Origin of the sequence: Rhizobium chutanense, from assembly GCF_002531935.1 — a bacterium.
In the GTDB taxonomy this organism is placed as follows: domain Bacteria; phylum Pseudomonadota; class Alphaproteobacteria; order Rhizobiales; family Rhizobiaceae; genus Rhizobium; species Rhizobium chutanense.
This window is the reverse complement of record NZ_NWSV01000027.1, coordinates 67,297-90,243: the sequence shown is the minus strand read 5'-3', so window position 1 is coordinate 90,243 and position 22,947 is coordinate 67,297. Positions and strand designations below refer to the sequence as shown.

23 protein-coding genes are annotated in these 22,947 nt (G+C 62.3%); 6 read left to right on the top strand and 17 right to left on the bottom strand.

The window, feature by feature from the left end:
• Window positions 1-190: 190 nt before the first annotated feature.
• Genes CO666_RS27665 through CO666_RS27655 form a run of 3 tightly spaced genes read right to left on the bottom strand, consistent with a single transcriptional unit; the run spans window position 191 to window position 2,250 of the window.
• Window positions 191-970 (bottom strand): VOC family protein, encoded by a 780-nt coding sequence (locus tag CO666_RS27665; RefSeq protein WP_097615212.1) that lies wholly within the window; start codon window positions 968-970, stop codon window positions 191-193.
• 52 nt (window positions 971-1,022) lie between these two features.
• Window positions 1,023-1,490, bottom strand: a complete 468-nt coding sequence (locus CO666_RS27660) for a DUF1579 domain-containing protein (protein WP_097615211.1) — start codon at window positions 1,488-1,490, stop codon at window positions 1,023-1,025.
• 31 nt (window positions 1,491-1,521) lie between these two features.
• Entirely contained in the window at window positions 1,522-2,250 is a 729-nt protein-coding gene (locus CO666_RS27655; RefSeq protein ID WP_097615210.1) for a DUF899 domain-containing protein, read from the bottom strand.
• An 88-nt stretch (window positions 2,251-2,338) separates the two neighbouring features.
• Here CO666_RS27655 and CO666_RS27650 point away from each other — a divergent pair, with 88 nt between their 5' ends.
• Together CO666_RS27650 and CO666_RS27645 are read left to right on the top strand one after the other, a co-directional pair.
• A complete protein-coding gene (locus tag CO666_RS27650; RefSeq protein ID WP_097615209.1) occupies window positions 2,339-2,854 on the top strand; it encodes a MarR family winged helix-turn-helix transcriptional regulator in 516 nt (171 codons plus the stop codon).
• Between the two features lie 189 nt (window positions 2,855-3,043).
• Window positions 3,044-4,153, top strand: coding sequence for an IS4 family transposase (locus CO666_RS27645; RefSeq protein WP_097615208.1), 1,110 nt, complete (start codon window positions 3,044-3,046; stop codon window positions 4,151-4,153).
• A 356-nt stretch (window positions 4,154-4,509) separates the two neighbouring features.
• Here CO666_RS27645 and CO666_RS27640 read toward each other — a convergent pair whose 3' ends face one another.
• The gene (locus CO666_RS27640; RefSeq protein ID WP_097615207.1) at window positions 4,510-4,932 is read right to left on the bottom strand and encodes an organic hydroperoxide resistance protein; all 423 of its coding nucleotides are present in this window, start codon (window positions 4,930-4,932) and stop codon (window positions 4,510-4,512) included.
• Window positions 4,933-5,057: 125 nt separating this feature from the next.
• Between CO666_RS27640 and CO666_RS27635 the strand changes: the two genes are divergently transcribed.
• Complete coding sequence (locus tag CO666_RS27635) at window positions 5,058-5,543, top strand: MarR family winged helix-turn-helix transcriptional regulator (protein WP_097615206.1); 486 nt, start codon at window positions 5,058-5,060, stop codon at window positions 5,541-5,543.
• Between the two features lie 33 nt (window positions 5,544-5,576).
• On the opposite strand, the gene CO666_RS27630 is transcribed toward CO666_RS27635, so the two are convergent.
• The 11 genes from CO666_RS27630 to CO666_RS27580 all read right to left on the bottom strand — a co-directional run bounded on the left by CO666_RS27630 (window position 5,577) and on the right by CO666_RS27580 (window position 14,572).
• Window positions 5,577-5,810 (bottom strand): hypothetical protein, encoded by a 234-nt coding sequence (locus tag CO666_RS27630; protein ID WP_097615205.1) that lies wholly within the window; start codon window positions 5,808-5,810, stop codon window positions 5,577-5,579.
• 175 nt (window positions 5,811-5,985) lie between these two features.
• Complete coding sequence (gene rpsU / locus CO666_RS27625) at window positions 5,986-6,222, bottom strand: 30S ribosomal protein S21 (protein WP_003569533.1); 237 nt, start codon at window positions 6,220-6,222, stop codon at window positions 5,986-5,988.
• Window positions 6,223-6,278: 56 nt separating this feature from the next.
• A complete protein-coding gene (locus tag CO666_RS27620; RefSeq protein WP_097615204.1) occupies window positions 6,279-6,563 on the bottom strand; it encodes a cold-shock protein in 285 nt (94 codons plus the stop codon).
• Between the two features lie 150 nt (window positions 6,564-6,713).
• Window positions 6,714-6,923, bottom strand: coding sequence for a cold-shock protein (locus CO666_RS27615; protein ID WP_010068541.1), 210 nt, complete (start codon window positions 6,921-6,923; stop codon window positions 6,714-6,716).
• 314 nt (window positions 6,924-7,237) lie between these two features.
• The gene (locus CO666_RS27610) at window positions 7,238-7,972 is read right to left on the bottom strand and encodes a L,D-transpeptidase family protein (RefSeq protein ID WP_097615203.1); all 735 of its coding nucleotides are present in this window, start codon (window positions 7,970-7,972) and stop codon (window positions 7,238-7,240) included.
• Between the two features lie 176 nt (window positions 7,973-8,148).
• Window positions 8,149-8,955, bottom strand: coding sequence for a L,D-transpeptidase (locus CO666_RS27605; protein WP_097615202.1), 807 nt, complete (start codon window positions 8,953-8,955; stop codon window positions 8,149-8,151).
• 181 nt (window positions 8,956-9,136) lie between these two features.
• Window positions 9,137-10,057, bottom strand: a complete 921-nt coding sequence (locus CO666_RS27600) for an alpha/beta hydrolase family protein (protein ID WP_097615201.1) — start codon at window positions 10,055-10,057, stop codon at window positions 9,137-9,139.
• 116 nt (window positions 10,058-10,173) lie between these two features.
• Entirely contained in the window at window positions 10,174-11,799 is a 1,626-nt protein-coding gene (locus tag CO666_RS27595) for a cisplatin damage response ATP-dependent DNA ligase (protein WP_097615200.1), read from the bottom strand.
• Window positions 11,800-12,027: 228 nt separating this feature from the next.
• The gene (locus tag CO666_RS27590) at window positions 12,028-13,038 is read right to left on the bottom strand and encodes a ligase-associated DNA damage response exonuclease (protein ID WP_097615199.1); all 1,011 of its coding nucleotides are present in this window, start codon (window positions 13,036-13,038) and stop codon (window positions 12,028-12,030) included.
• A 46-nt stretch (window positions 13,039-13,084) separates the two neighbouring features.
• Window positions 13,085-13,891: an alpha/beta fold hydrolase gene (locus CO666_RS27585; RefSeq protein WP_097615198.1), complete on the bottom strand. Its 807-nt coding sequence runs from the start codon at window positions 13,889-13,891 to the stop codon at window positions 13,085-13,087.
• 30 nt (window positions 13,892-13,921) lie between these two features.
• Window positions 13,922-14,572 (bottom strand): glutathione S-transferase family protein, encoded by a 651-nt coding sequence (locus tag CO666_RS27580; protein ID WP_097615197.1) that lies wholly within the window; start codon window positions 14,570-14,572, stop codon window positions 13,922-13,924.
• A 191-nt stretch (window positions 14,573-14,763) separates the two neighbouring features.
• Here CO666_RS27580 and CO666_RS27575 point away from each other — a divergent pair, with 191 nt between their 5' ends.
• A complete protein-coding gene (locus tag CO666_RS27575) occupies window positions 14,764-15,735 on the top strand; it encodes a glycerophosphodiester phosphodiesterase family protein (RefSeq protein WP_097615196.1) in 972 nt (323 codons plus the stop codon).
• Between the two features lie 40 nt (window positions 15,736-15,775).
• On the opposite strand, the gene CO666_RS27570 is transcribed toward CO666_RS27575, so the two are convergent.
• Window positions 15,776-17,644 (bottom strand): diguanylate cyclase, encoded by a 1,869-nt coding sequence (locus CO666_RS27570; protein ID WP_097615195.1) that lies wholly within the window; start codon window positions 17,642-17,644, stop codon window positions 15,776-15,778.
• Window positions 17,645-18,119: 475 nt separating this feature from the next.
• Here CO666_RS27570 and CO666_RS27565 point away from each other — a divergent pair, with 475 nt between their 5' ends.
• Window positions 18,120-18,842 carry a helix-turn-helix transcriptional regulator gene (locus tag CO666_RS27565; RefSeq protein ID WP_097615194.1) on the top strand — a complete coding sequence of 241 codons (723 nt, stop codon included), beginning with the start codon at window positions 18,120-18,122 and terminating at the stop codon, window positions 18,840-18,842.
• 36 nt (window positions 18,843-18,878) lie between these two features.
• Here CO666_RS27565 and CO666_RS27560 read toward each other — a convergent pair whose 3' ends face one another.
• A complete protein-coding gene (locus CO666_RS27560; protein WP_097615193.1) occupies window positions 18,879-21,176 on the bottom strand; it encodes a sensor domain-containing protein in 2,298 nt (765 codons plus the stop codon).
• Between the two features lie 249 nt (window positions 21,177-21,425).
• Here CO666_RS27560 and CO666_RS27555 point away from each other — a divergent pair, with 249 nt between their 5' ends.
• A complete protein-coding gene (locus tag CO666_RS27555; protein WP_097615192.1) occupies window positions 21,426-22,793 on the top strand; it encodes a TIGR03808 family TAT-translocated repetitive protein in 1,368 nt (455 codons plus the stop codon).
• Window positions 22,794-22,947: the final 154 nt, after the last annotated feature.

Here is a 22,947-nt window from a genome sequence, read left to right as displayed (position 1 = left end):
CCGCATCTGGACCCCAAATCCGCCTTGACATCAAACACAGATGCTCATCCGCCTGCCGGCACCTTCTCCCCGAGGGGAGAAGAGATATGCCGCAACGTCTCGATTCCCTCTTCTCCTCTCGGGGAGAAGGTGCCCGTAGGGCGGATGAGGGGGCCACACGGCACACCGCCGACGACGCCCCCCAACAATGCTACCGCTTCGGCGCCACCAGGCAGAAGAAGGCACCCTGCGGGTCCATGGCCTGGACGATCCAGCTGCCGCCGGGGACTTCTATCGGGCCGTGGACGACCTTGCCGCCGCCCGAGGTGAGGCGTTCGATCGCGGCATCGAGGGTCGGCACGATGAAATAATAGCACCAGAACGGCATCGGCATATTGTCAGGCTTGGTCATCATGCCGCCGATCTGTTTGCCGTGATAAGCGAAGAGGTAGTAGACGCCCATCGGACCCATGTCCATTTCGCTGTCTTTCGTCCAGCCGAACAGCTTGGAATAGAAGGAAACGGCGTCTTTGCCGTTGCCGGCATAGAGTTCGTGCCAGCCGATATTGCCGGGCGCATCGGGGGCCAGTTCCGGCCAGGTTTTGTCCATCGGCGCCGGCGTCATGATGCAGAGCACGGCGCCATGCGGATCGGCGACGACGGCGAAGCGGCCGATGGTCGGAATGTCTTCCGGCGGGCGGCGGACCGAACCGCCGTTGGCGGCGTAGTCCCTAGCCGACTGGTCGACGTCGTCGACGCAGACATAACCCGTCCAGTTCGGCGGAATGCCCTTGCCCTCGAGTTCGGCCGGAAATTCCATCAGGCCGCCGACACCGATGCCGTTCGCCTCGAAGATCGTATAGGGCGGCATGCCCTCCATCTTCATTTCGGAGGTCGTCCAGCCGACGACCGAGCTGTAGAATTTCGCGGCAGCCGCTGTGTCGGGGGTCATCAACTCGCACCAGATGAACTTTCCATGCGTCTCAGACATCGTACTCTCCCTTTGTCGGCGCCCCTTTTTCGAGGTCGATGCGCCGTGATTGTCAGATCTTGCGGGTGTAGTGCGCTTCCATGAATTGTTTCCAGGAGCCATCGGGCTGCCTGGCGCTGGAGATGAAGGTGCGGTGATCGGCGTCGGAAAAGGCGATCTGCTCGCGGTAATCGGCAAGCCCCTCGCCGTTGAAGTCCGGCCCTGTGGTGTAGAGGTCCAAGACGTTGCCGGACGCGTCGAGCTCGCCCTCATAGACCCACATATAGTCCATCATGCTGCCGATCCAGCTGCCGACATATTTGCCTTTGGCGGCGTTGTAGCCGAGCGTCAGGATGCTGCTCGCCTGCTTGCCGTCAGGCATGCGGCCTGAGCCTTCGGCGACGAACCAGATGCCGTGCAGCGAACGGACGGTCTCCCGCCACTCCTCGCCGCCGGACATTTCGGGTGCGCTGACGGTCCAGTCGCCGACCAGCCTTTCCAGGAAGGAATGTTCCTTCAACACTTCTGCGGTCTTCATCATCCTCTTCTCCCTTGAGTGATGGTGGCCCACGTCAATGACAGCAGGATGGCGCCTTTTCAGCCTCCTCATATTCGTCATGGCGGCGCACGAAATTCATCGTGCTGTCCTCATTGCGGCCCTTCGGGGCGCGGTCGAGGATCATCAGAGTGCCGATCAGTTCCTCCGGCCCGCGGGCATAACTCGAATAGGTATGGAAGACCTCGCCCTTGTCGTTGCGGTAGAAGGCGCTGAGCCCCGGCAGTTCGTCATTGGCGTCGTCAGGCGGCATAGGGGTGAAATTGTAAAAGACCTTGTCTTTGGCAAGGTCCTCCGGGCTGAAAGACACGTGATAGTCGAAATTGAAATCGCTGCCGAAGGACGAGACCCAGGGAAATTTCCAGCCCATGCGGCTTTTATAGGCGGCGATCTTTGCCAGCGGCGCGCGCGAGACGGCGACCCAGGTGACGTCGTGATGGTTGAGATGCGGCAGGGCGCCGTCGACATGATCGGACAGGAAGGAGCAGCCGGGGCAGCCGGCATCCCAATCCGGGCCGAGCATGAAATGATAGATCAGCAACTGGCTGCGGCCGTCGAAGAGATCGGCGAGCGACTTCTTTCCCTCGGGCGTGTCGAAGACATAATCCTTGTCGACCCTGACCCAGGGCAGCGCCAGGCGCTGGGCGTTGACGCTGTCACGCAGCCTCGTCGCCTCCTTTTCCTTCAGCAGCAGGGCACGACGAGCTTCAAGCCATTGCTCGCGGGAAACAACCTCGTTCTGCATGAAATGCGCCCTCCTCCGGCGCCCGCCGGTGAAGCCGGCCCATCTCCTTCTCCTTGACCAAATACATTGATATCAATATAAATAGACCATGTCAAATTCGATCGAGATTCCCTTTTCCACGACGCTTCTGGTGCGCGACACCTGCCTCTGCCTGCATGTGCAGCGAGCGGCGCGAGCGCTCGCCCGGCTGTTCGACGATGCGCTGCGGCCGGCCGGGCTGACCAATGGGCAGTTTTCGCTGATGATGTCGCTGAACCGGCCGGAGCCGCCGCCGATGGGACCGGTCGCCGCCCTGCTCGCCATGGACCAGACGACGCTGACGGCAGCACTGAAGCCGCTGCAGCGCAAGGGCTGGGTCGAGGTGATGGAGAACCCGAAAGACCGGCGCCGCCGGCTGCTGCGCCTGACGGCGGAAGGCAAGGCCGTGCTGGCAAAGGCGCTGCCGATCTGGGAAGCGACGCATGCGGCGATCGACGCCGCGCTGCCGGACGGTGATGCCACACGGCTGCGGCAGGATCTGCAGGCATTGTCGGGGATGTCGGGTGAAATGCCGAAGCCCTCCGTCCGCAGGTCCCCTCACAGGGAACGGGCAATGGGCGAATAGGGCGAGCCGGACGGCCTCCGGGATCTTTCGAAAAAGCTGCCGCTCCCGCCATATACGGCAGTGTGTGCGTGGATGGCCGGGAGAGCCACGGCTGTCTGGCTGGCGCCGATGGCGGCCCCTCACCCTAACCCTCATATGCGCTAGGTTTAGGACTGGACATGAGGAATCTGGTTGTGATTCAAGCTTGGGATGAAGATTCGTCCTGAGATTTTGGATCATTGGCCGGAAGTGAGCGCGCGGCTTCCGGCGGGTTTTGACCTGGAAGCGACGGCGCGGTTGCGCGGTGCCTTCACGCGGGTGCGGGAAATCAAGAACGCCGCGACACTGTTGCGGCTGGCGCTTGCCTATGGCGGCCTTGGCATGTCGCTGCGCGAGACCTGTGCCTGGGCCGAAGCCGGCGGGATCGCCCGCTTGTCCGACCCATCGCTGCTCGAGCGGCTGTGCAAAGCAGCACCCTGGCTTGGCGACATCGTGGCCGCGCTGATTGCCGAACAGGCCAAAGTGCCGGCGGGGCGCTGGGCCGGATATCGCTTGCGGGTGCTCGACGGGACGTCGATCTGCCAACCGGGCGCTGACCGCACGACATGGCGGTTGCATGTCGGCTACGACCTGGCAACGGCTCAGGTCGATCAGCTTGAGTTGACCGACATCCATGGCGCCGAGAACCTGCAGCGCCTGACCTATGCACCCGGCAATATCGTGCTGGCCGATCGCTACTATGCAAGACCGCGCAATCTGCGGCCGGTGATCGATGCCGGCGCAGACTTCATCGTGCGGACCGGCTGGAACTCCTTGCGCCTGCTGCAGACGAATGGCGAGCCCTTCGATCTGTTTGCCGCGCTCGCCGCTCAGCAAGAGCAGGAAGGTGAACTCACGGTTCGTATCCACGAAGGCGTGACGGCGGCAACGCCACTGGTCCTGCGCCTGGTTGTCCGGCGCAAGGATCCGCAACAGGTGGAAGCCGAGCACAAACGCCTGCTCAAGGACGCTAGAAAGCGTGGCAAACAACCCGATCCGCGCAGTCTCGAGGCGGCAAAGTACATTCTGCTGCTGACCTCGCTGCCGGCCGCCACCTTCCCGCCGGCTGATGTTCTCACCCTCTATCGCTTCCGCTGGCAAATCGAGCTGGCGTTCAAACGCTTCAAGAGCCTGGCTGGCCTCGACAGCTTGCCGGCCAAGAAGCCGGAACTGGCGCAGGCATGGCTCTATGCCAGACTGATCGTGGCCATCATCGCCGAACAGATTGCCGGGCAAGTCCCGGACTCTCCCCCCTCTGGATACGCCAATCCCACAGGCTAGCCCCTCACGCTGGCGTCTCATGAAGATAGCTCTGGCCGGCATTTGCGCCGCCATCCGCGGACCGCTGCTGTGGCAGGCCGTCTGCAATCTCCTCACCCGAAGTCGCCGCCACCTCTGCGAGCCGCCCCGAAGACGCCGAAAACAGTGCGATGACATATGCGCCAGGCTAACCTAGCGCATATGACCCTAACCCTCTCCCCGTAAAAACGGGGCGAGGGGACGTGCCCAGCGAGAGGCCAGCGGGGAACGGAGAGGTCGCGGCGTGGTCCCTTCGCCCCGTTTACGGGGAGAAGGTGGCGGCAGCCGGATGAGGGGCTGGTCGGCTCCCTCTCCCGCATCCCTGCTGAACGCTCGGATCAGGCAACCGTGACCGGAACTTCGGTCGAGGTGCGCATGGCGTGGCTGTAGGGGCAGACGATATGGGCGGCGGCGGCGAGCTTTTCGGCGGCTTCACGGTCGAGGCCGGGGATATCGACCGTCAGCGCCACTTCGATGCCGAAGCCGGTGCCATCTTCACGCGGGCCGATGCCGACCTTGGCGGAGACCGTCGTGTCTTCCGGAATCTTGACCTTCTGCTGGCCCGCGACAAATTTCAGGGCACCGAGGAAGCAGGCGGAGTAGCCGGCGGCAAAGAGCTGTTCGGGATTGGTGCCGGTGGCGCCGTCGCCGCCGAGCTCCTTGGGAACGGTCAGCGTCACGTCCAGAACGCCGTTTTCAGAAACGGCGCGGCCTGCGCGGCCGCCGGTGGCAGAGGCTTTGGTCGTATAGAGAATAGGCATGACGATCTCCTTTGGTTGGCCCTTCGATCGGGTTGGATTTTTAATATCGCACAATTAAATTGTACGCAAGTTAATTTTGCAAATTGCATTTCAAATGCGAAAAGAGGACAATCGGTGCCTCAGGGATGGTGGATATGAAAGCGCAAACGGTAAAGACCATGGAGATACCGCAGGAGGAAAAACGGCTGGAAAAGCAGCTGTGCTTTGCGGTCTATGCAACGGCGCATGCCTTCACCCGCGCCTACAAGCCGATCCTCGACAGGGTCGGCCTGACCTATCCGCAATATCTGGTGATGCTGGTGCTGTGGGAACGCGGCGAGCTGCCGGTGAAGACGATCGGCGAGCAGCTCGATCTCGATTCCGGCACGCTGTCGCCGCTGTTGAAACGGCTGGAACAGAGCGGGCTGATCAAGCGCATCCGCGACCTGCGCGACGAACGGCAGGTGATCGTGTCGCTGACCCCCGGAGGTGAGGCGATGAAGGGCGAGATCGATACGATCATGACGGCGATCGGCCAGGCTGCTGGCTGCACGCTCGAGGAAATGGCTTCGATGCGCGACATGCTGCATCGGCTGCGGGGCAATCTCGGCCGCGCCGGCACGGGCGGCTGAATGCATTCAACCGGTCAGGTTAAATAACCAGGATCAGGGCCGTCCCGGAGCGGGCTTCGCCGGCGACCGGCGCTTCTTGACAGGCGCCCCCTTGGGCTCGGCTTCGGCCTCCTGCTGCAGGCGCAGGGCCTTCAGCTTTTCCGTCTTCTTGTCACGGGCCGATGCCTCGGCGGCGATAATGGCGCGCGCCGTGTGATCGGTTGCCTCAGCCTTGTCGCGAGACGAAAGCTTGGCGGGATTGAAGAATTCTCCCTTGGTGGCGGTCATGTGCCCCTTTCTCAGGTGATGACGGCGGCTTTAGGCATTACCCACGGCTGGAACCACAGCTCCCGGGTGAAGCCGCGATTCCGCGCCCGGGCCGAGATACCCCTTGACGGCATTCCACGGCCGGGCCGCGATTCCACGGGGTGATTTCGCGGCGGCCATGGTTCCTACGGCCGGGTTAGCGGGCGCGGAGGACCTTCTTCGGCGCCGGCAGCAGGCCTTCGCGCTGCAGCTTCTTGCGGGCGAGCTTGCGCTGGCGGCGAATGGCTTCGGCCTTTTCGCGGGCGCGCTTTTCGGACGGTTTTTCAAAAGCGCTGCGCGCCTTCATTTCCCGAAACAGGCCTTCCCGCTGCATCTTCTTCTTGAGCACGCGAAGCGCCTGATCGACATTGTTATCCCTGACGAGAACCTGCAAAACGATATCCTTCCTGTCGGCGGCGAAGCCGCGCTGTGAATGATGAAACGGCGGGACTATTTGCCCGTCCGGATGCTCGAAAACTTCAGCCAGGGTTCGGCGCCGTCGGACTTGACCGCCGCCTCGACGGATCCCCTGGAGGGCGTTTCCCCGGTATCGATGTCAGCCTCGGTGATGCGGCGCTCGAAATTCTCCGCATCGAACTGGACGCGATATTGCACATGCCCGTGGTCGTTGGGAAGGATGCTGGAAATCCGGCACCGCTTCTCGGCTTTCGCCGTGCGGGTGAAGCCCGATTTCAGCACGATCATGTCGCCAATTTGATAATTCGGTCTGCCCATTTCAGCGTCTTTTCAACTCTTCGTCTCCCCAACGGCCGATCAGAACGACCGGGCCGCAAAGCAAAAAGGCCGGGCTGGTACCCGACCTCTTCCCGTCACTCAGCCATTTCGCTGCCAGTACATCCGTGGTCAGCGCAGGCGAATGACAAATCATGCGGCCTGAAGATTATCCGCCGAATTCTTGCCCGACCTTTTGTCGCGGACGAGATCGTAGCGGATCTTCTGACCTTCAACGAGTTCGCGCATGCCGGCGCGTTCGACCGCTGAAATGTGGACAAAAACGTCCGTAGAACCATCGTCGGGCTGAATAAACCCAAAACCCTTGGTGCCATTGAACCACTTGACGACGCCTGAATTCATAACGATCTCCTTTTCAACCGTTTGTGCTTCGCTTGCGGAATGTCCGACAAGCCGTATCGATGTTGAGAGGATATCTGACGGAGCGCTTCAGGCGCGTGGACAAAAGTCGCAAGCAATTCGATATCAACCATGTAGGCTATTTATCGAACTAAGCAATGGTATTCCAAAAATAAATATTCTGCCGGCCTAAAATGAAAACTCTTACCCCCGGGCAAGCACGCGCTTGCCCCAGGGTAAGCACCCCGGCGGAACGCGCCTGCGCACCTCCCAGGGAAATGGGCCGCGGCGGCCCGATCGAGGCCGCCGCGGTGACGTCATTGCCAGACGACGATCGGCGCCTTTGTCGGAACGCGGTCGTAAAGATCGATGATATCCTGGTTCATCAGCCTGACGCAGCCCGACGAGACGGCCTTGCCGATCGAGCGCCAGTCGGGATTGCCGTGCAGGCGGTAGAGCGTGTCCTCTCCATTCGAGAAGATATAGAGCGCGCGGGCGCCGAGCGGGTTTTTCAGGCCCGGCTCCATGCCGCCGTTGTCGATCGAATATTTGACCAGCTCCGGCTGGCGGGCGACCATTTCGTTCGGCGGCTTCCAGCGCGGCCACTTCTGACGCCACTGGATGACGCCCGAGCCCTGCCAGGCGAAACCTTCCCGGCCGATGCCGACGCCGTAGCGCATCGCCATGCCGTCGGCCTGGACGAGATAGAGAAAACGCGACGGCGTATCGACGACAATGGTGCCGGGCGGCTGGCCGGTGGGGTCGACGACGCGCTGGCGATAATAGCGCGGATCGATCTGCTCGTAGGGAACGGCGGGAATAAGGAAGCCGCCATCCTCGACCGGGCCATACATGACGGCAAGCTCGGCGCCGCTCGGCACGCTCGACGCAGCCGGGGACTGGAAGAGGCGCATCGGCGAACGGTAGATGATCGTGGTATCGCCCGATGTTACCGTATTGGCCGAGGAGGCACAGCCGGTAAGCGCGGAGGCGGCGGTCAACGCCGAAAAGGAAAGAAAGCTGCGGCGGGAAAGATGTCTATCGAAGCTCATGACGCGGGACTGATTTCCTCTGATGCGGGAATCCGGACGACACGCCGCATGAACCAGCGATTCGTCCGATGCCGATAACAACAAGAGAAGATCTATCGGCTTGCGCCAAATAAACCATAGCTTCACGCAGACGTGTCCAGCCTGAAACGGACGATATCAGCAGCGCTGTTGCAGCGCTACATCACAACGATCTCGGCCTTGGCAGGAAGGCGATCGTAGAGATCGACGACATCCTGGTTCAGCATACGCACACAGCCGGACGAGGTGGCCTTGCCGATCGACTGCCAGTCGGGCGTGCCGTGGATGCGATAGAGCGTATCCTGCCCGTCCTTGAAGATATACATGGCGCGGGCGCCGAGCGGGTTCTGGAGCCCCGGATTCATGCCGCCGTTTTCGGCCGAAAAGGCGCGAACATCGGGCTGGCGCGAGACCATTTCGACCGGCGGCGTCCAGCGCGGCCATTTCTGCTTCCACTGGATGACGCCGCGGCCCGACCAGGCGTAACCCTCGCGGCCGAGGCCGACGCCGTAACGCATCGCCTTGCCGCCCGCCTCGACGAAATAGAGGAAATGCGCCTTGGTATCGACGATCACGGTGCCCGGACGTTCGGTCGTCTGGTAATCGACCTCCTGGCGCAGGAACTGCGGCTGCACCCGGCTGATCGGGATCGCCGGCAGGGTGAAATCCTCGTCGCGCAGCTCGCCATACATAGCCATATGTACGGGATTGCTGACCGGGAGGCCGTAGGTCTGATGGAACTGGGTCTTGTAGAGCTCGCGCGTCTGCGGCACCGGCTGATCGGGGATCGGCCGCACCCGGCGCGGATCGACGCCGGGCGGCTGGTAGAAGACCGGCGAGGTTTCCTGGACGAAGCGGGCGGGCGAATCGGCGGCGACATCGGGAATGAGGATGTTGCAGCCGGAGAGCGGCGCAACCGCAATCACGAGCCCGGCAATCGGGGAAACCCGGCGCAGAAAATTCATGGAACCACCCTTATCAACGATCGGCGAGACAGCGATATCTGCCGGGAAGATGGCATCCGCGGCTGGCGCGAGGCTGGCGTTGGGGTGGAAAAAGCGGGACCAAGAAACGATGAGCCCGCCACCGTGGGCAGCGGGATCTCAGCCGTCACACTTCATTGCTGTTGCTGATATCGGTAGAGATTCAGGCCGCCACTCCGTGGAAGAAGCGGATGCTCTGCTCGATTTCGGCCGGCAGCGCCGAGGTGTGATTGCCGGCGACGGTGTCGGTTTCGATGTGGATGCCGGCGGCGCGGGCGCGGCGGGCCAGCAGATCGGCGCGATCGTTGAAATGGGCCTCTTCGGTGCCGTGGACGACACGGATCGGGCACTTGAAGCTCTGGGCGTAACACAGCGCCGAGCGCACCTCGAATTCATGCGTGTTGCTGTCGTCGAAGCGGATATCCTGCGGATAGCGGCTGAAGAAGCGGAAGGCGTTGGGATTGCCCGATATCGGCGCGGCGGCGCGGAATTTTTGGGTGCTCATCGCCGTCAGCATGGTCAGCGTGCCGCCGATGCTGTGGCCGGCGATGAACAGACGGCCGGGATCGACGCCCGGCAGGTGCGCCAGGCGCTCGGCGGCAGCAAGCACATCGTCGACCTCGTCATAGAAGCCGGAGAAATTGCCCATCTGGCCGTTCTCGCCGCGCAGCGACGGCATCATCACGACGTAGCCGGCATCCATATAGGGCTTCATCAACTGCCAGTGGCCGATGCCCATGGCGTTGCCGCCGTGCAGGAAAAGCACGGCCGGTTTGGCAGTGCGCTCGCGCTTGTATTTGGAAACCCAGGCGACCAACTCCAGCTCGCCGTAACCGGAGCGGTAAAAGATCTTGTCGGCATCGGCAGGCGCTGTCAGCGATTCGTATTTGTCCGGCGCCGGGCCCTTCTGCAGCAGCTTCGTGCGGAAATGGCTGCGGACCTTGGCGTAATCGTGCTTGGCTAGCCGCGGCTCGTCCGGGACATCGAAGGCCGCCGCCATTTGCGGCAGGACAAGCGCGCCGGCAAGACCCGTCAGCACGGCGCGGCGTTGGCGGAAAAAGGAATTTCGTTCATGCGAGCTCATAACGCAGCACCCAAATCATCTCCCCGACATGCCAGATTTGCACCGGAAAACCGGTGCCGCCAATACACATGATGTTGAAAATATTGCCCTGCGTCATTGTTGCGCAGGGATAAAGTTCATGCCGGCTTGGCGTCGATCATGGCGATCAGCGTGCGCAGCCGGTCGGCCTCGTAGGAGGGTTTGTCGGGGCGAAGGCGGGCGATGCGGGGAAAACGCATGGCGACGCCGGATTTATGCCGGGTCGAGCGGTTGATGCCTTCGAAGGCCACCTCGACGACGAAGCCGAAATCCTTGTCGGCACGCACGGCGCGCACCGGACCGAAACGCTCGGTGGTATTGTTGCGCACGAACTTGTCGAGCACTTCGAGTTCGGCATCGGTGAAACCGAAATAGGCCTTTCCCACCGGCACCAGTTGCTCGCCGTCCTCGTCATCGGCCCAGACGCCGAAGGTGAAATCGGAATAATAGCTGGAGCGCTTGCCGTGGCCGCGCTGGGCATACATCAGCACCGCATCGACATTATAGGGGTTGCGCTTCCACTTGAACCAGGGGCCCTTCATCCGGCCGGCCTGATAGACGCTGTCGCGGCGCTTGATCATCACGCCCTCGATGACCGGATCCGGCGGGGCGGCGCGCAAAGCGTCGAGTTCGTCCCAGGACGAAAATGGCACGAGCGGCGAGAGGTCGAAACGGTCGTGCGGCGCGCGGTCGATGATCTCGGCCAGGCGGTCGCGGCGATCGACATAGGCGCGGCCGCGAACATCCTCCTCGCCGTCGAAGAGCAGGTCGTAACTGCGGATGAAAGCGGGGTAATCGGCCAGCATTTTCGGCGTCACCGTCTTGCGGTTCAGGCGCTGCTGCAGGTCGGAGAAGGTGCGGGTCGGGCTGTTGGAGCGGGCGGTACCGCCGACCAGCAGCTCGCCGTCGACGACGCCGGAAAAACTGATCGCATCGAGAACATCGGGAAAGGCACCCGAAATATCGTCGCCGGAGCGGGAATAGATCTTGCGCCTGTCGCCGGAACGCGAGAGCTGAACGCGGATGCCGTCCCATTTCCATTCGGCGGCGTAATCGGCGACATCGAGGCCGGCAAGATCCCCCTCCTCCACCGCATTGGCGAGCATGACGGAATGGAAGATCGCCGGTGTGGCGAGCACCGGCTTTTCGCCGCCGCCGGCCAGCCATGTAAACAGCGCCTCATAGGGCGGCTGCAACCCGTGCCAGAGGGTTTCGATCTCGGTGACGTCCTTGCCGCCGAGATCGGCCAGCGCCTGCTTGGCGAGGCGGGCGGACACGCCGATACGCATGGCGCCGGTCGCCAGCTTGATGAAAGCGAACCGACCGGAAGCGTCCAGCCGGTCGAGCAGATCGCGGACATAGCCGCGCACCTCGGTGCGGCCGAGCGCATTCATACCGGCGACGACCTCGCCGAGACGCGGCTGGGCCAGGGCCGAGCGGTCGATATCCCGCTCATTGTCCCAGACGAGCGAGATGGTTTCGGCGAGATCGCCGACATAATCATAGGAATAGCGGAACAGCACCTCGTCCATGCGCTCCAGCACAAGCTCGCGCAGCATGGCGGGCTTGACGTTGCGCACCTCCAGCGTGCCGGCGATGGCGGCAAGGCCATAGCCGCGGTCGGGATCCGGCGTATCGCGGAAATAATCGGTGAGAAGCTTCAGCTTGCCATTGCGGCTGGGGGTGAGGACAAGGCGGTCGAGGAGGTCGGCGAAGGCTTTCATATCGGCCTCCTACCTCGGGCAGAAGGCCCCTCCCCACCTTCGCGGGATGAAAACCCCTCCCCAACCCCTCCCCACAAGGGGGAGGGACTAACTCGTGGCACTGCCCTGCCCTCTTTCGAACTCAGCGTTCTCGGCGGTAATTTTGTGGTGGCACGGTTCGGCAAGCTAAGCCCCTCCCCCTTGTGGGGAGGGGTTGGGGAGGGGTTTTGATCCAGCACAGAGCTCATCTCAATCCGCCTCATCCTCATACCCCACCAGATGCAGCGGTTTGGCCTTGATGCCCTGCAGTTGGCACCAGCGCACCAGGGCCTCCTCGCGGCCGTGGGTCACCCAGACCTCGGCCGGGTGCAGCTCGCGGATGGTTTCCGTCAGCTCCGGCCAGTCGCAATGATCCGAGATCACCAGCGGCAGCTCGACGCCGAGCTGTTTGGCGCGCTGGCGCACCATCATCCAACCCGACGCAAAGGCAGGCAGCGGCTCGTTGAAGCGCCGCGCCCAGCGGTCGGCGAAGGCAGAGGACGGGCCGATGACGACCGCGCCCCTGAAGGCGGATTTGTCGCGGCTTTCGATCGTCGCCGGCAGCAACTCGCCGAGATCGATGCCTTGACCGACATAATAGTCGCAGAGCCTTTCCATGGCGCCGTGGATATAGATCGGCGCGCCGTAGCCGGCGTCGCGCAGCAGCCGGATGACGCGCTGGGCTTTGCCCAGCGCATAGGCGCCGACGAGATGGGTGCGCTCGGGAAATTGCCGGAGCGAGGCCAGCAGCTTGCCGATTTCATCCATCGGATCGGGGTGATGGAAGACCGGCAGGCCGAAGGTCGCCTCGGTGATGAAGACGTCGCAGGCGACCGGCACATAGGCGGCGCAGGTCGGGTCGGGGCGACGCTTGTAATCGCCGGAGACGACGATGCGGGTGCCGTTCTTCTCGATGGCGATCTGGGCCGAGCCGAGCACGTGGCCGGCGGGATGAAAGCTCACCTTGACGCCGTTGACCAGCAGATCCTCACCGAAGACGGCGGCCTGCTCGCTGGCGCAGAAGCCGTCGCCGTAACGCAGGCGCATGATGTCGAGCGTCTGGCGGGTGGCGAGCACGTTCACATGGCCCGGCCGGGCATGATCGGAATGGCCATGGGTGACGAGCGCCTGCTCAACCGGCCGCACCGGATCGACATAAAAGCCGCCCTCGGGACAATAGAGCCCTTCCGGGGCGGGATAAAGCAGCGCATCAGGTCTCATAGGGCTAGAGATAGCGGGAAATGGACGCGAGACCAGAGGGCGCGATTCATGAACCGATCCGATCCAGGAAGGACACCACCGCCGCGTTGAACTCGGCGGGCCGCTGCAGCGGGGCAAAATGGCTGACGCCTTCGAGATAAATCATCTCAGCGTCCGGAATGCTGCGGGCAAGATATTCGGCATGCTCGGGCTTGATGAATTCGTCGTGCTCGCCAAGCACGATCGCCACCGGCACTTTGATCATGGCAAGGTCGGAAGCCTGATAATTCGGCTCCGTCCGCATCATCAGGCTGACCGCCTCGACGAAGGCGTTGAAATCATCCGGCGTTGCCGAGAGGGCGGCATAATCCCTGGCGTGCCGGCTGAAACACCGGTCGATCACCGGGGTCGGATGAAATTCCAGCGTACCGCTCGGATCCATGTTGCAGGCGAAGAAGAAGACGCCCTCGACACGGGACGGCGCCGTCGCGGCGAGGATCAAAGCGATGCAGGCGCCGTCGCTCCAGCCGACGAGCGCTGCCTTTTCGAGAGCGAGTTCGTCCATGACGGCCAGCACGTCGGCGGCCATCAGCTCATAGCTATAGGGCCTGGCATCGCGCGTGCTTCTTCCATGGCCGCGGCTGTCGATCAGCACGACGCAACGGCCGCTGCTCAAGAGCGCGGCAAGCTGATAACCCCAGTTGCCGCTGTGGCCGAGGCCGCCATGCAGCAGAATGACCGGAGGGCCGGCGCCGTAGGATGCATACCAGATGCGGGCGCCGTCACGTTCGACATGACCTTCGATCGTTGCCGGCGGCAGAGGTGCTGCGCCCTCTGCTTCGAAACGGATGAGTTCGTCGTCCTGTGGTTCCATGGCGGTAGCCTTCGATTGTTGCGATACGGATCAGCCGGCCGAGGCGGCGGTGAAAATCGCCAGCTGGGCGGCAAAGGCACTGATGTAAGCCGGCCGCGCTTCGCCGCGTGCGACATAGGCAGCAAGGTTCGGATAGCCGTCCAACAGAGCCGATCCCTTCAGCCTCAGCAGCACCGTCACCATCAGAAGGTCGCCGGCGCTGAAGGCGCCATCAAGCCAGTCGGCATCGCCAAGCCGACGGGAAAGATCGGTGAGCCGTTTGCCGATGGTGAGCTCGAGGGAATGCAGGCGCTGCTCGTACCAAGGCTCGTTGCGCTCCAGGATGGTGGCAAGCGCCCGGTCGAAGATCGGCGGCTCTATGGTGTTGAGCGCGGCAAACATCCATGCGATCGCCCGCGCCCGGGCATTCGCATCCTGCGGCAGCAGGCCGGCATGGCGCTCGGCGATGTGGAAGACGATCGCCCCGGACTCGAAGAGAGCGAGATCGCCTTCCTCATAGGTCGGAATCTGGCCGAAAGGCTGAAGTGCGCGATGCGCGGGTTCTTTCAGCTTCGCGAACGAGACAAGTCGGACCTCGTAAGGCTCGCCCACTTCCTCGAGCGCCCAGCGAACCCGCATATCACGCGCCAGGCCCCTGCCCCGATCGGGCGAGCGTTCAAAGGCGGTAATGGTAATCGTCATGGCTGTTCTCCACCGCTTATCCGTCTTGAAGACGATCGGCCAAACGAGATTCCGACATCCTAAGCTCTTTCGCGGCAAAATCGTTTCGCCTTTTCCCAAGCCCCGCTCCAGAAAAGCCGGAAAACAGCCCAACAACAACCAGAATCGCCTTCTAGCTGTTGCAGCCTTCGATGCAATCAGGAGGGGTAATATTGGGCAGGAAGCTTTTTTATTGCGCGGCGGCCGTCGCACTCGCCACGGCCGGCCTCTACCTCAACAATACCAGCCTTCTGGCGGAGCATCGGCCGGGAAAGCCGGTGCTGCTCGCCCATCGCGGCATCGCCCAGCGGTTCGATGAAACCGATCTGAAGAACGACACCTGCACCGCCGCCCGCATGCTGGCGCCGAAACACGATTATCTCGAGAACACCATCCGCTCGATGCGGGCGGGCTTTGCCGCCGGCGCCGATATCGTCGAGATCGACGTGCATCCGACGACGGATGGCGAATTCGCCGTCTTTCACGACTGGACGCTCGACTGCCGCACCGACGGGCACGGTGTGACACGCGAACATTCGATGGCCGAGATGAAGAAGCTCGACATCGGCTACGGCTATACCGCCGATGGCGGCAAGACCTTTCCCTTTCGCGGCCGCGGCATCGGCATGATGCCGACGCTGGCGCAAGTCCTGTCGACCTTTCCGGATCGGCGCTTCCTCGTCAACGTCAAGAGCCGCGACCCTTCCGAAGGCGAAAAACTCGCCGCCGTGCTCAACGGACTTTCTGCCGAGCGACGGGCTGACATCATCGTCTATGGCGGCGACGAGCCGATCGACGTCATCCGCCGGCTGGCGCCCGACATCCGGACCGCTTCGCGCGCGAGCCTGAAGGGCTGCCTGTTCAGCTATATCGGCTATGGATGGATCGGCCTGACGCCGGAGGCCTGCAAGCATCGGATGATGCTGGTGCCGATCAATATCGCGCCATGGCTCTGGGGCTGGCCGGACCGCTTTCTCAACCGGATGGAAGATGCCGGCACCGAAGTCTTCGTGCTCGGCCCCTATCGCGGCAGTGATTTTTCCACCGGCATCGACGATCGCGCTGAACTGGCGCGGCTGCCGAAGAACTATGCGGCGGGCATATGGACGAACGAGATCGAGACGATCGGCAGGCTTGCGAGATAAGATTTGCCTGGAAGCAAGATCGAGGACCTGTTCGAGCCGTTCACGCCGCTCTGGCTTGGGTTGCGGCAACCTCGACACGATCGCGGCCATTTTTCTTTGCGGCGTAGAGCGCTTGGTCCGCGGCCTCGATCAGCTCTGCCGGCGTCGAAAATCTCTCCGACATGGTCGCCACGCCGATGCTGACCGTCACCATCCCCTTGCTGCTTTCACGGTGCGGGATTGCCCGCCGATGCAATGCCGAGAGCAGCATCCGGGCGAGGCGCAGCGCGCCATCCCTGTCGGTGCCGGGAAGCAGAATGGCGAATTCCTCGCCGCCAAATCGCGCGGCAAGGTCGGACGGCCGCTTGGTAACCGACCCGAGGACCTCGCCGATCACCCTCAGGCAGTTGTCCCCTTCGAGGTGACCATAGCTGTCATTGTAGGCTTTGAAGTGATCGACGTCGATCAGCAGCAGGCTGAGAGCGGAGTCGACCCGGCGGGCGCGGGCAAACTCCTCCGCGATCGCCTCGTCGAATACTCTGCGATTGGCGATGCCGGTCAATGCGTCGGTATCGGCCAGCCCCTTCATCTTCAGCGCGAGCTGCGTCAGCCTTTCTTCGGAATGTTTCATCGCGGTGATGTCGGAAACCACCACCAGGGCGGAACCGTCGGCTGCCAAACGCGTGCGCTGCCTGAGCCAGCGTCCGTCGAACATCGGTATTTCGCTGTCATGGGTGAGGAAAAGCTGCGCTGCCGATGTTTCGATCCAGTCTTCGCCGGCATCCGGGCTCACATCGATCCGCTCGCCGCTGCGCATGGCGGCCTGCAGGATATCGGCAATGTGCGCGCCCGGCTGTCTGGCGTCGGCGGAGCCGGGAAAGGCAGCGCGATATTGATCGTTGCAAAATACCAGCCGGCCCTCGGGATTGAACATGGCGAGGCCATCGGACATTTCCGTCATCGCTTGGGAAAGCACGTTCTTGCTGTCGACGGCTTCCTGAATGAGACGTTTTTTCTCGGTGATATCGCGGGTCACGCCCGAAAGCCCGATCAGATCGCCGTGCCGGTTTCGCAACGGGATCTTCGACGTCACGAACCAGCGTTCCCGGCCGTTCTCTTCGACGAGCGGCTCCTCGAAATCCACCAGCGGTTCCCCGCTCGACATGATCTCCTGTTCGCGGTCGAAGAATGTCTGCGCCATTTCACTGGGATAGAGATCGAAATCGGTCAGGCCGACCATCTCCGAAGACCTGGTGCGGTCGTGATCCCGCGCGACGTTGAGATTGGTGACGACGAAGCGGCTGTTGCGGTCTTTGACATAGTGGAAATCAGGCGCCTGGGTCAGCGCGGCCTTCAAGATATCCCGCTCGAGGGTAAAGGCACGGAAATAGGTGATGACGGATGCCGCGGCCAAAGTCGCGGCGAATTTCCCGGCGATGATTGCAAGGCTGAGCGCCGTCACGGGCGGGTTGCCGGTTCGGTGAAGAATGCTCATCGTCAATGTGACGGCAGCCACCGTGACGGCGCAGGCCACGGCCTTTTTGGCATCCGCCGTGCCCCTGCCGAACCGAATGCGGACCGCCAGCCCAAGCGCGGAAACCAGCATGATCGAGATCAACGCCGGTTCGACACCGGCGCCGCCCATGGAAATCCTCTGTGCTGCGGTCAGGGCTCCGGTCACGAGAACCGCCAGCGGGCCGCCGTAGACAGCCGAAACCGCCAGCAAGGTCGAACGGAGATCGAGATAGTAGCCGCTGCCGACCTCGACGGACAGCAGCATCGACAGGACCGCCCCGAGGCCCATCATCAAGCCGAAACCAAGTTGTGCCTGGACCTCGGTCAGGCGGTAAAGCTTGTAATGCAGGTGCATCCACACCGAAATCACCAGCGAGACCGCGGCCACATTTCCGATCAAGACCTGCCAAGGCACGAGACATTCCCCTAATATTTACAGTACTTAATATAAGTTTGCCGATGAAATCAGATTGGCTGAAGAACGCTGCCGGTCTTGGAGCTATTCACACCCGGGACCAACCTTTGCCGTCTGTTATTCCCCTTGAACGGTCGCTGAGCGAGGATCTGCCGCGATCTCACGACTGGCTTGCGCCGGCCGAGAAATCCGAAGATAAAATCCGGCAAATTCTTTAAGTATCCATTAACCCGGCCGATTGCCGATCAGGACTGTTGACGTCAATCCCGGAACAATAAAATGCGCCAATAAAATCAACCTGATAGAGGCATCTCCTTCGGACGTGCCGGTTCGATACAAGATTTTCCGGGGCCGATTTCCCATGCGGGTATCGGCGATTTCCAGCCGCCTTTCTGCCCGCAAGCCGCAAAGCGCCTTTACGATTTGTTAAGGCCTCGTTGTCTCATAAGGATGCGACTGCAGATCGGAGAAAGACATGAAGCTCGAGGCCGAATTCAATCGAATCGAGGAAGTCGCCGCGGGCTTCAACACGCATTACGAAGTGTTCAAATATATGAAGGGTCTGACGCAGGACCTTCAAATGAATGCCTTTCTGTTCATGACGCTGCCGACCGTCGACAGTGTCGAAATCGGCGCCACCAAAATCATCACCAACTGGCCGGCGGAAATGGTGGATTATTATGACGCCCATAATTTGCTGATCGACAGCCCGGTGATCCGACGGATGCTGAAATCGACCAGCCCGTTCAATTATGACGTCGAAGCGATCAACACCAATCGCGGCGAAGGCAAGAAGTCGACGGTCATCGAGCTGTTCCACCGATACGGCATGGAAAAGGGCGCCTATTTTCCCGTCCACGATGCTGCCGGCGGGCGCGGCGCCATGTCGATTTCCGGACCGCGGAATTTCAGCATGATCGAAATGGCGAAGCTGCTGTTCATCGCCACGCTCATCTATGACCGGCTTTCACAGCTGACATTGAACGAGAAACACCGGCCCATCGAGTTTACGCCAAGCGAACTGGACTGCCTGAGGCTGACTGCCGGAGGCCGGAAGGGCAATGAAATTGCCAAGCTTCTCGACCTTACGGAAAATGCGGTGAACAATCACATCGGCAGCGCGATCAAGAAACTCGGATGTACGACAAGAACGCAGGCCGTCGTCAGCGCTCTGCGGCTCAATATCATTCGTGTTTAGCGATCGCGGCGACCGGCAGGCTGGCGAAACGCGGCCTCAGAGGCTGCGCGCCCGCAGCAAGGCCGGGATCTCGTCGGGCGAGACGGGTTTGGAAAAGCGGTAGCCTTGCGCCTCCTCGCAGCGTGCGTGACGCAGGAAATCCATCTGGGCATCGGTTTCGACACCTTCGGCCAGGACCGAAAGCTTCAGCGTCTGGGCCAGCGAAATCACCGCCGAGGCGATGGCGACGGCGGTCTTGTCGCCGGGCAGCGCCTCGACCAGCGAACGGTCCATCTTCAGGCGGTCGAAGGGGAAGGTCTTCAGCGCCGCCAGGCTGGAATAGCCGGAGCCGAAATCGTCGATCGACAGACGTACGCCGAGCGCCCGCAGCGATTCCATCATGGCGAGCGCCCGTTCGGCATCCTGCATCACCACGCTTTCGGTGACCTCGAGCTCCAGCCAGCGCGCCTGCAGGCGGTGGCGCTCCAGCGCCTCGGCGACGTGGGTGGCGAAATCCGGATCGGCAAACTGCTTGGCCGAGACGTTGACGGCGACGGTCAGCGGCGGCAGGCTCATATCCTGCCAGTGGCGCGCCTGGCGGCAGGCTTCGTTCAGCACCCAGAGGCCGAGGGGAACGATCAGACCGGTCTCTTCGGCGAGCGGAATGAAATTGACCGGCGGCACCCTGCCCTTGGCCGGATGGTTCCAGCGCACCAGCGCCTCGATGCCGGTGATGCGGCCGCTGGCGACATCGACCTGCGGCTGGTACTGCAGGAACAGCTGGTCGCCGGTGATCGCCTGGTGCAGTTCCTCCTGCTCGCCGAGCGGCACTCCCACGGGCGTGCCGCTGCCATCGTAATGCTGCAGCGTGTTGCGGCCGAGCTCCTTGGCGCGGTACATGGCGCGGTCGGCATTGGCGAGCAGCTCTTCCGAGGTGGCGCCATCGAAGGGGAAGGCGGCAACACCGATGCTCGCGGTGACGGTGAGGTCGCCATCCCGGCCGCGGATCGGCCGATTGATCGCCTTCTGCAATTCGCGCAGCCGCCGCGTGATGCCGGCATCGTGACTCGACTGGTGGACGAGCACCACCAGGAATTCGTCGCCGCCGAGACGCACCACCATATCGGACGCCCTGATGCTGTTGGCCATGCGGGCGGCGGTTTCCTTCAGCACCTCGTCGCCGGCGGCGTGGCCGCGGCCGTCATTGATGTCCTTGAAATTGTCGAGATCGATATAGGCGACCGTCACCTTGCGGTTGTTGCGCCGGGCCTGGTCGAGGATTTTCGCCAGCCGCTCCTTCAGGAAGGCGCGGTTCGGCAGGCCGGTCAAATCGTCATGATGGGCCATGAAATGAATGCGGTCGTCGACCCGTTTACGCTCGATGGCGATGCCGGCGATGTGGGTGGCGAGCGCCACCAGCTTTATCTCGTGCTCGGTCGGGCGGCGGACCTGCCTGGAATAGAGCGCGAAGGTGCCGAGCACATTATTCTGTGCGGTGGCGATCGGCGTCGACCAGCAGGAGCGGAAGCCGAACGGGGCAACCAGCGCGCGGAAATCCTCCCAGAGCGGATCGCTCATGATGTCTTCGACGACCACCGCCTGGCCGCGCCATGCGGCGGTGCCGCAGGAGCCGACTTTGGGACCGATCGTGACGCCATCGATGAGGCGGCTGTAGCCGCCGGGCAGGTTGGGAGCGGCACCATGATAGAGCCTGGTGCCCTCGCCGTCGAGCAGCAGCACCGAGCCGTCGATATCCGTCAGCTGCGCCTCGATCATCAGCACCAGCGCCTCGAGGATCATCGGCAACGGCTCGTTGCGGGCGATCATTTCGAGCAGTTTCGCCTGGCCGCGATGGAGGTCCTCCTGCAGCTTGCGCTCGGTGATATCGCGGGAAACACCGATCAGGCCGATGATCTCGCCGCGATCGTTGCGCAGCGGTATCTTCGAGGTCAGCCGGCATATCTGCTTTTTGCCGCCGGGAAGGAAGTAACTTTCCTCCATGTCGATGCGGGCTTGGCCGGTCGTCATGATCTGCTGCTCGATATCGAAATGCCGCCGCGCCGTCTCGAAATCGAACAGGTCGAAATCACGTTTTCCGGTGATCAGGTCAGCGCTCTGCAGGCCGAGGCTGCTGGCGGTGACGGCGTTGGCGAAGACGAAACGGCTGTCGCGATCCTTGACGTAGAGAAAGTCCGGAAGTTCGTGGACGATCGTTTTCAGGCGCAGGTTCTCTATGCCTTCGGAGAGGTGATGGGCGGTCGAGGCCATCATCGCCTCCGTCGCGGCGACGATGCGCCGCGTTTCGGCCGACAGAGCATCGGCCGATTCCCATCGCCTGGCACTCGGTTCGTGCATGACGCCATTCTCCCCGCCGGCCGAAGGCCGTACCCGCAAAACCCCTAAAATTCCCTTCAAAGTAGTCCCCATTCCCTTCGGCTTGCTTAAATGAAAGGGTGAACAAGAGGACAAAATCGGCGGCGATATCCTGCCGTCCGCTTCAGCGGAAACGACAATTCGGCCGGCCTATGCCCCGCTTGTGCCAAAAGAAGACAGGCCATCTGGCACGTTTTCTGCTACCGGCGCATCATGACACGTGATCCCCGGATGCCTTCACGCCGCGACATGCTTTTCTTTCTCGCCGCTTCGGCCGTTGCGGGAGGGACGTCGCGCGCGCTGGCCTCGCCGCTAACGGCTGCCGGACAAGCCGATCTGCGCGGCGCGATCGACGCAGTCGAATATCGCGCCATTCCCGACAGCGGCGACCGCAAGACCCGCAACCTGCAGCGGATGATCGAACAGGCGGCGCGCGAAAACGTGCCGGTCTTCCTGCCGCCCGGCACCTACAAGGTCTCCAATCTCACCTTGCCCGACAATACCCGCATCACGGGCGTGCCCGGCGCCTCGCGGATCGTCTATACCGGCGAAGGTCACCTGTTTTCGGCCGAGAATGTGCGCCGCATCGAGCTTTCCAATCTGGTGATCGACGGCGGCAACCGCTGGCTCGGCGACTATGCCGGCGGGCTCGTGCAATTCACCGGCGTCGACGAGGTGCTGATCGACAATTGCGAGATCGGCGGCAGCCGCAAACACGGGCTGCAGCTGGAGCGCTGCGGCGGGCGGGTCGAGCGCAGCCGTATTTCCGGTGCCGCCCAATCCGGGCTTTATGCGGTCGATTCCGCCAACCTCTCGGTCACCGGAAATACCATCGCCGATTGCGGCAATGGCGGCATTCTGGTGCATCGCTGGAAGAAGGCGCAGGACGGCACGGTGGTTTCCGGCAACCGTGTCTTCAACATCCGCGCCAATGACGGCGGCACCGGCCAGAACGGCAACGGCATCAACATCTTCCGTGCCGACGGCGTGATGGTGGTGAACAACCATATCTCCGACTGCGCCTTCACGGCGATCCGCGCCAATTCGGCCTCGGACATCCAGATCAGCAGCAATCAGTGCCGGCGCTCCGGCGAGACGGCGATCTATGTCGAATTCGCCTTCGAGGGCGCGGTGGTTTCCGCCAACATGATCGACGGGGCGGCGAACGGCATTTCGATCGCCAATTTCGACGAGGGCGGCAGGCTGGCAAGCGTCACCGGCAACGTCGTGCGCAATCTGACGCTGAAGGGCCCCTACAAGCACGAGGTCGGTTTCGGCATCGGCATTGCGGCGGAGGCCGACACGCTGATTTCAGGCAATGTGATCGAAGGCGCGCCGCGCTGGGGAATGCAGATCGGCTGGGGTCCTTACCTCAGAAACGTCGTTGTGACAGGCAATGTAGTGCGCAAGGCGCCAGTCGGCTGCGCCGTCTCGGTCGCCGATGGCGCCGGCACCGCCGTCATCACCGACAACATCTTCCAGGAAACCACGGAAGGGGCGGTTTTAGGCTTTGAATGGGAGAAGAAGGTGTCGGGCGAGATGGCCGGCGGCGGCGCGCCCTATGCGCAACTGACCATCGAGCGAAACCGCGCCTCCTGATGAAAGCATTTGTGTCCCCGGACAGTAGAAATTCTTTACCTCTTTGTTTCACGAATTCTTGTGAAAGCTGCGGCCGCGTTTTCACAATGACAGAATCTTAGGCGAACGCGTTGATCAAGCGATATGCGGACTTGAAATTTTACCCTGAGAGGGT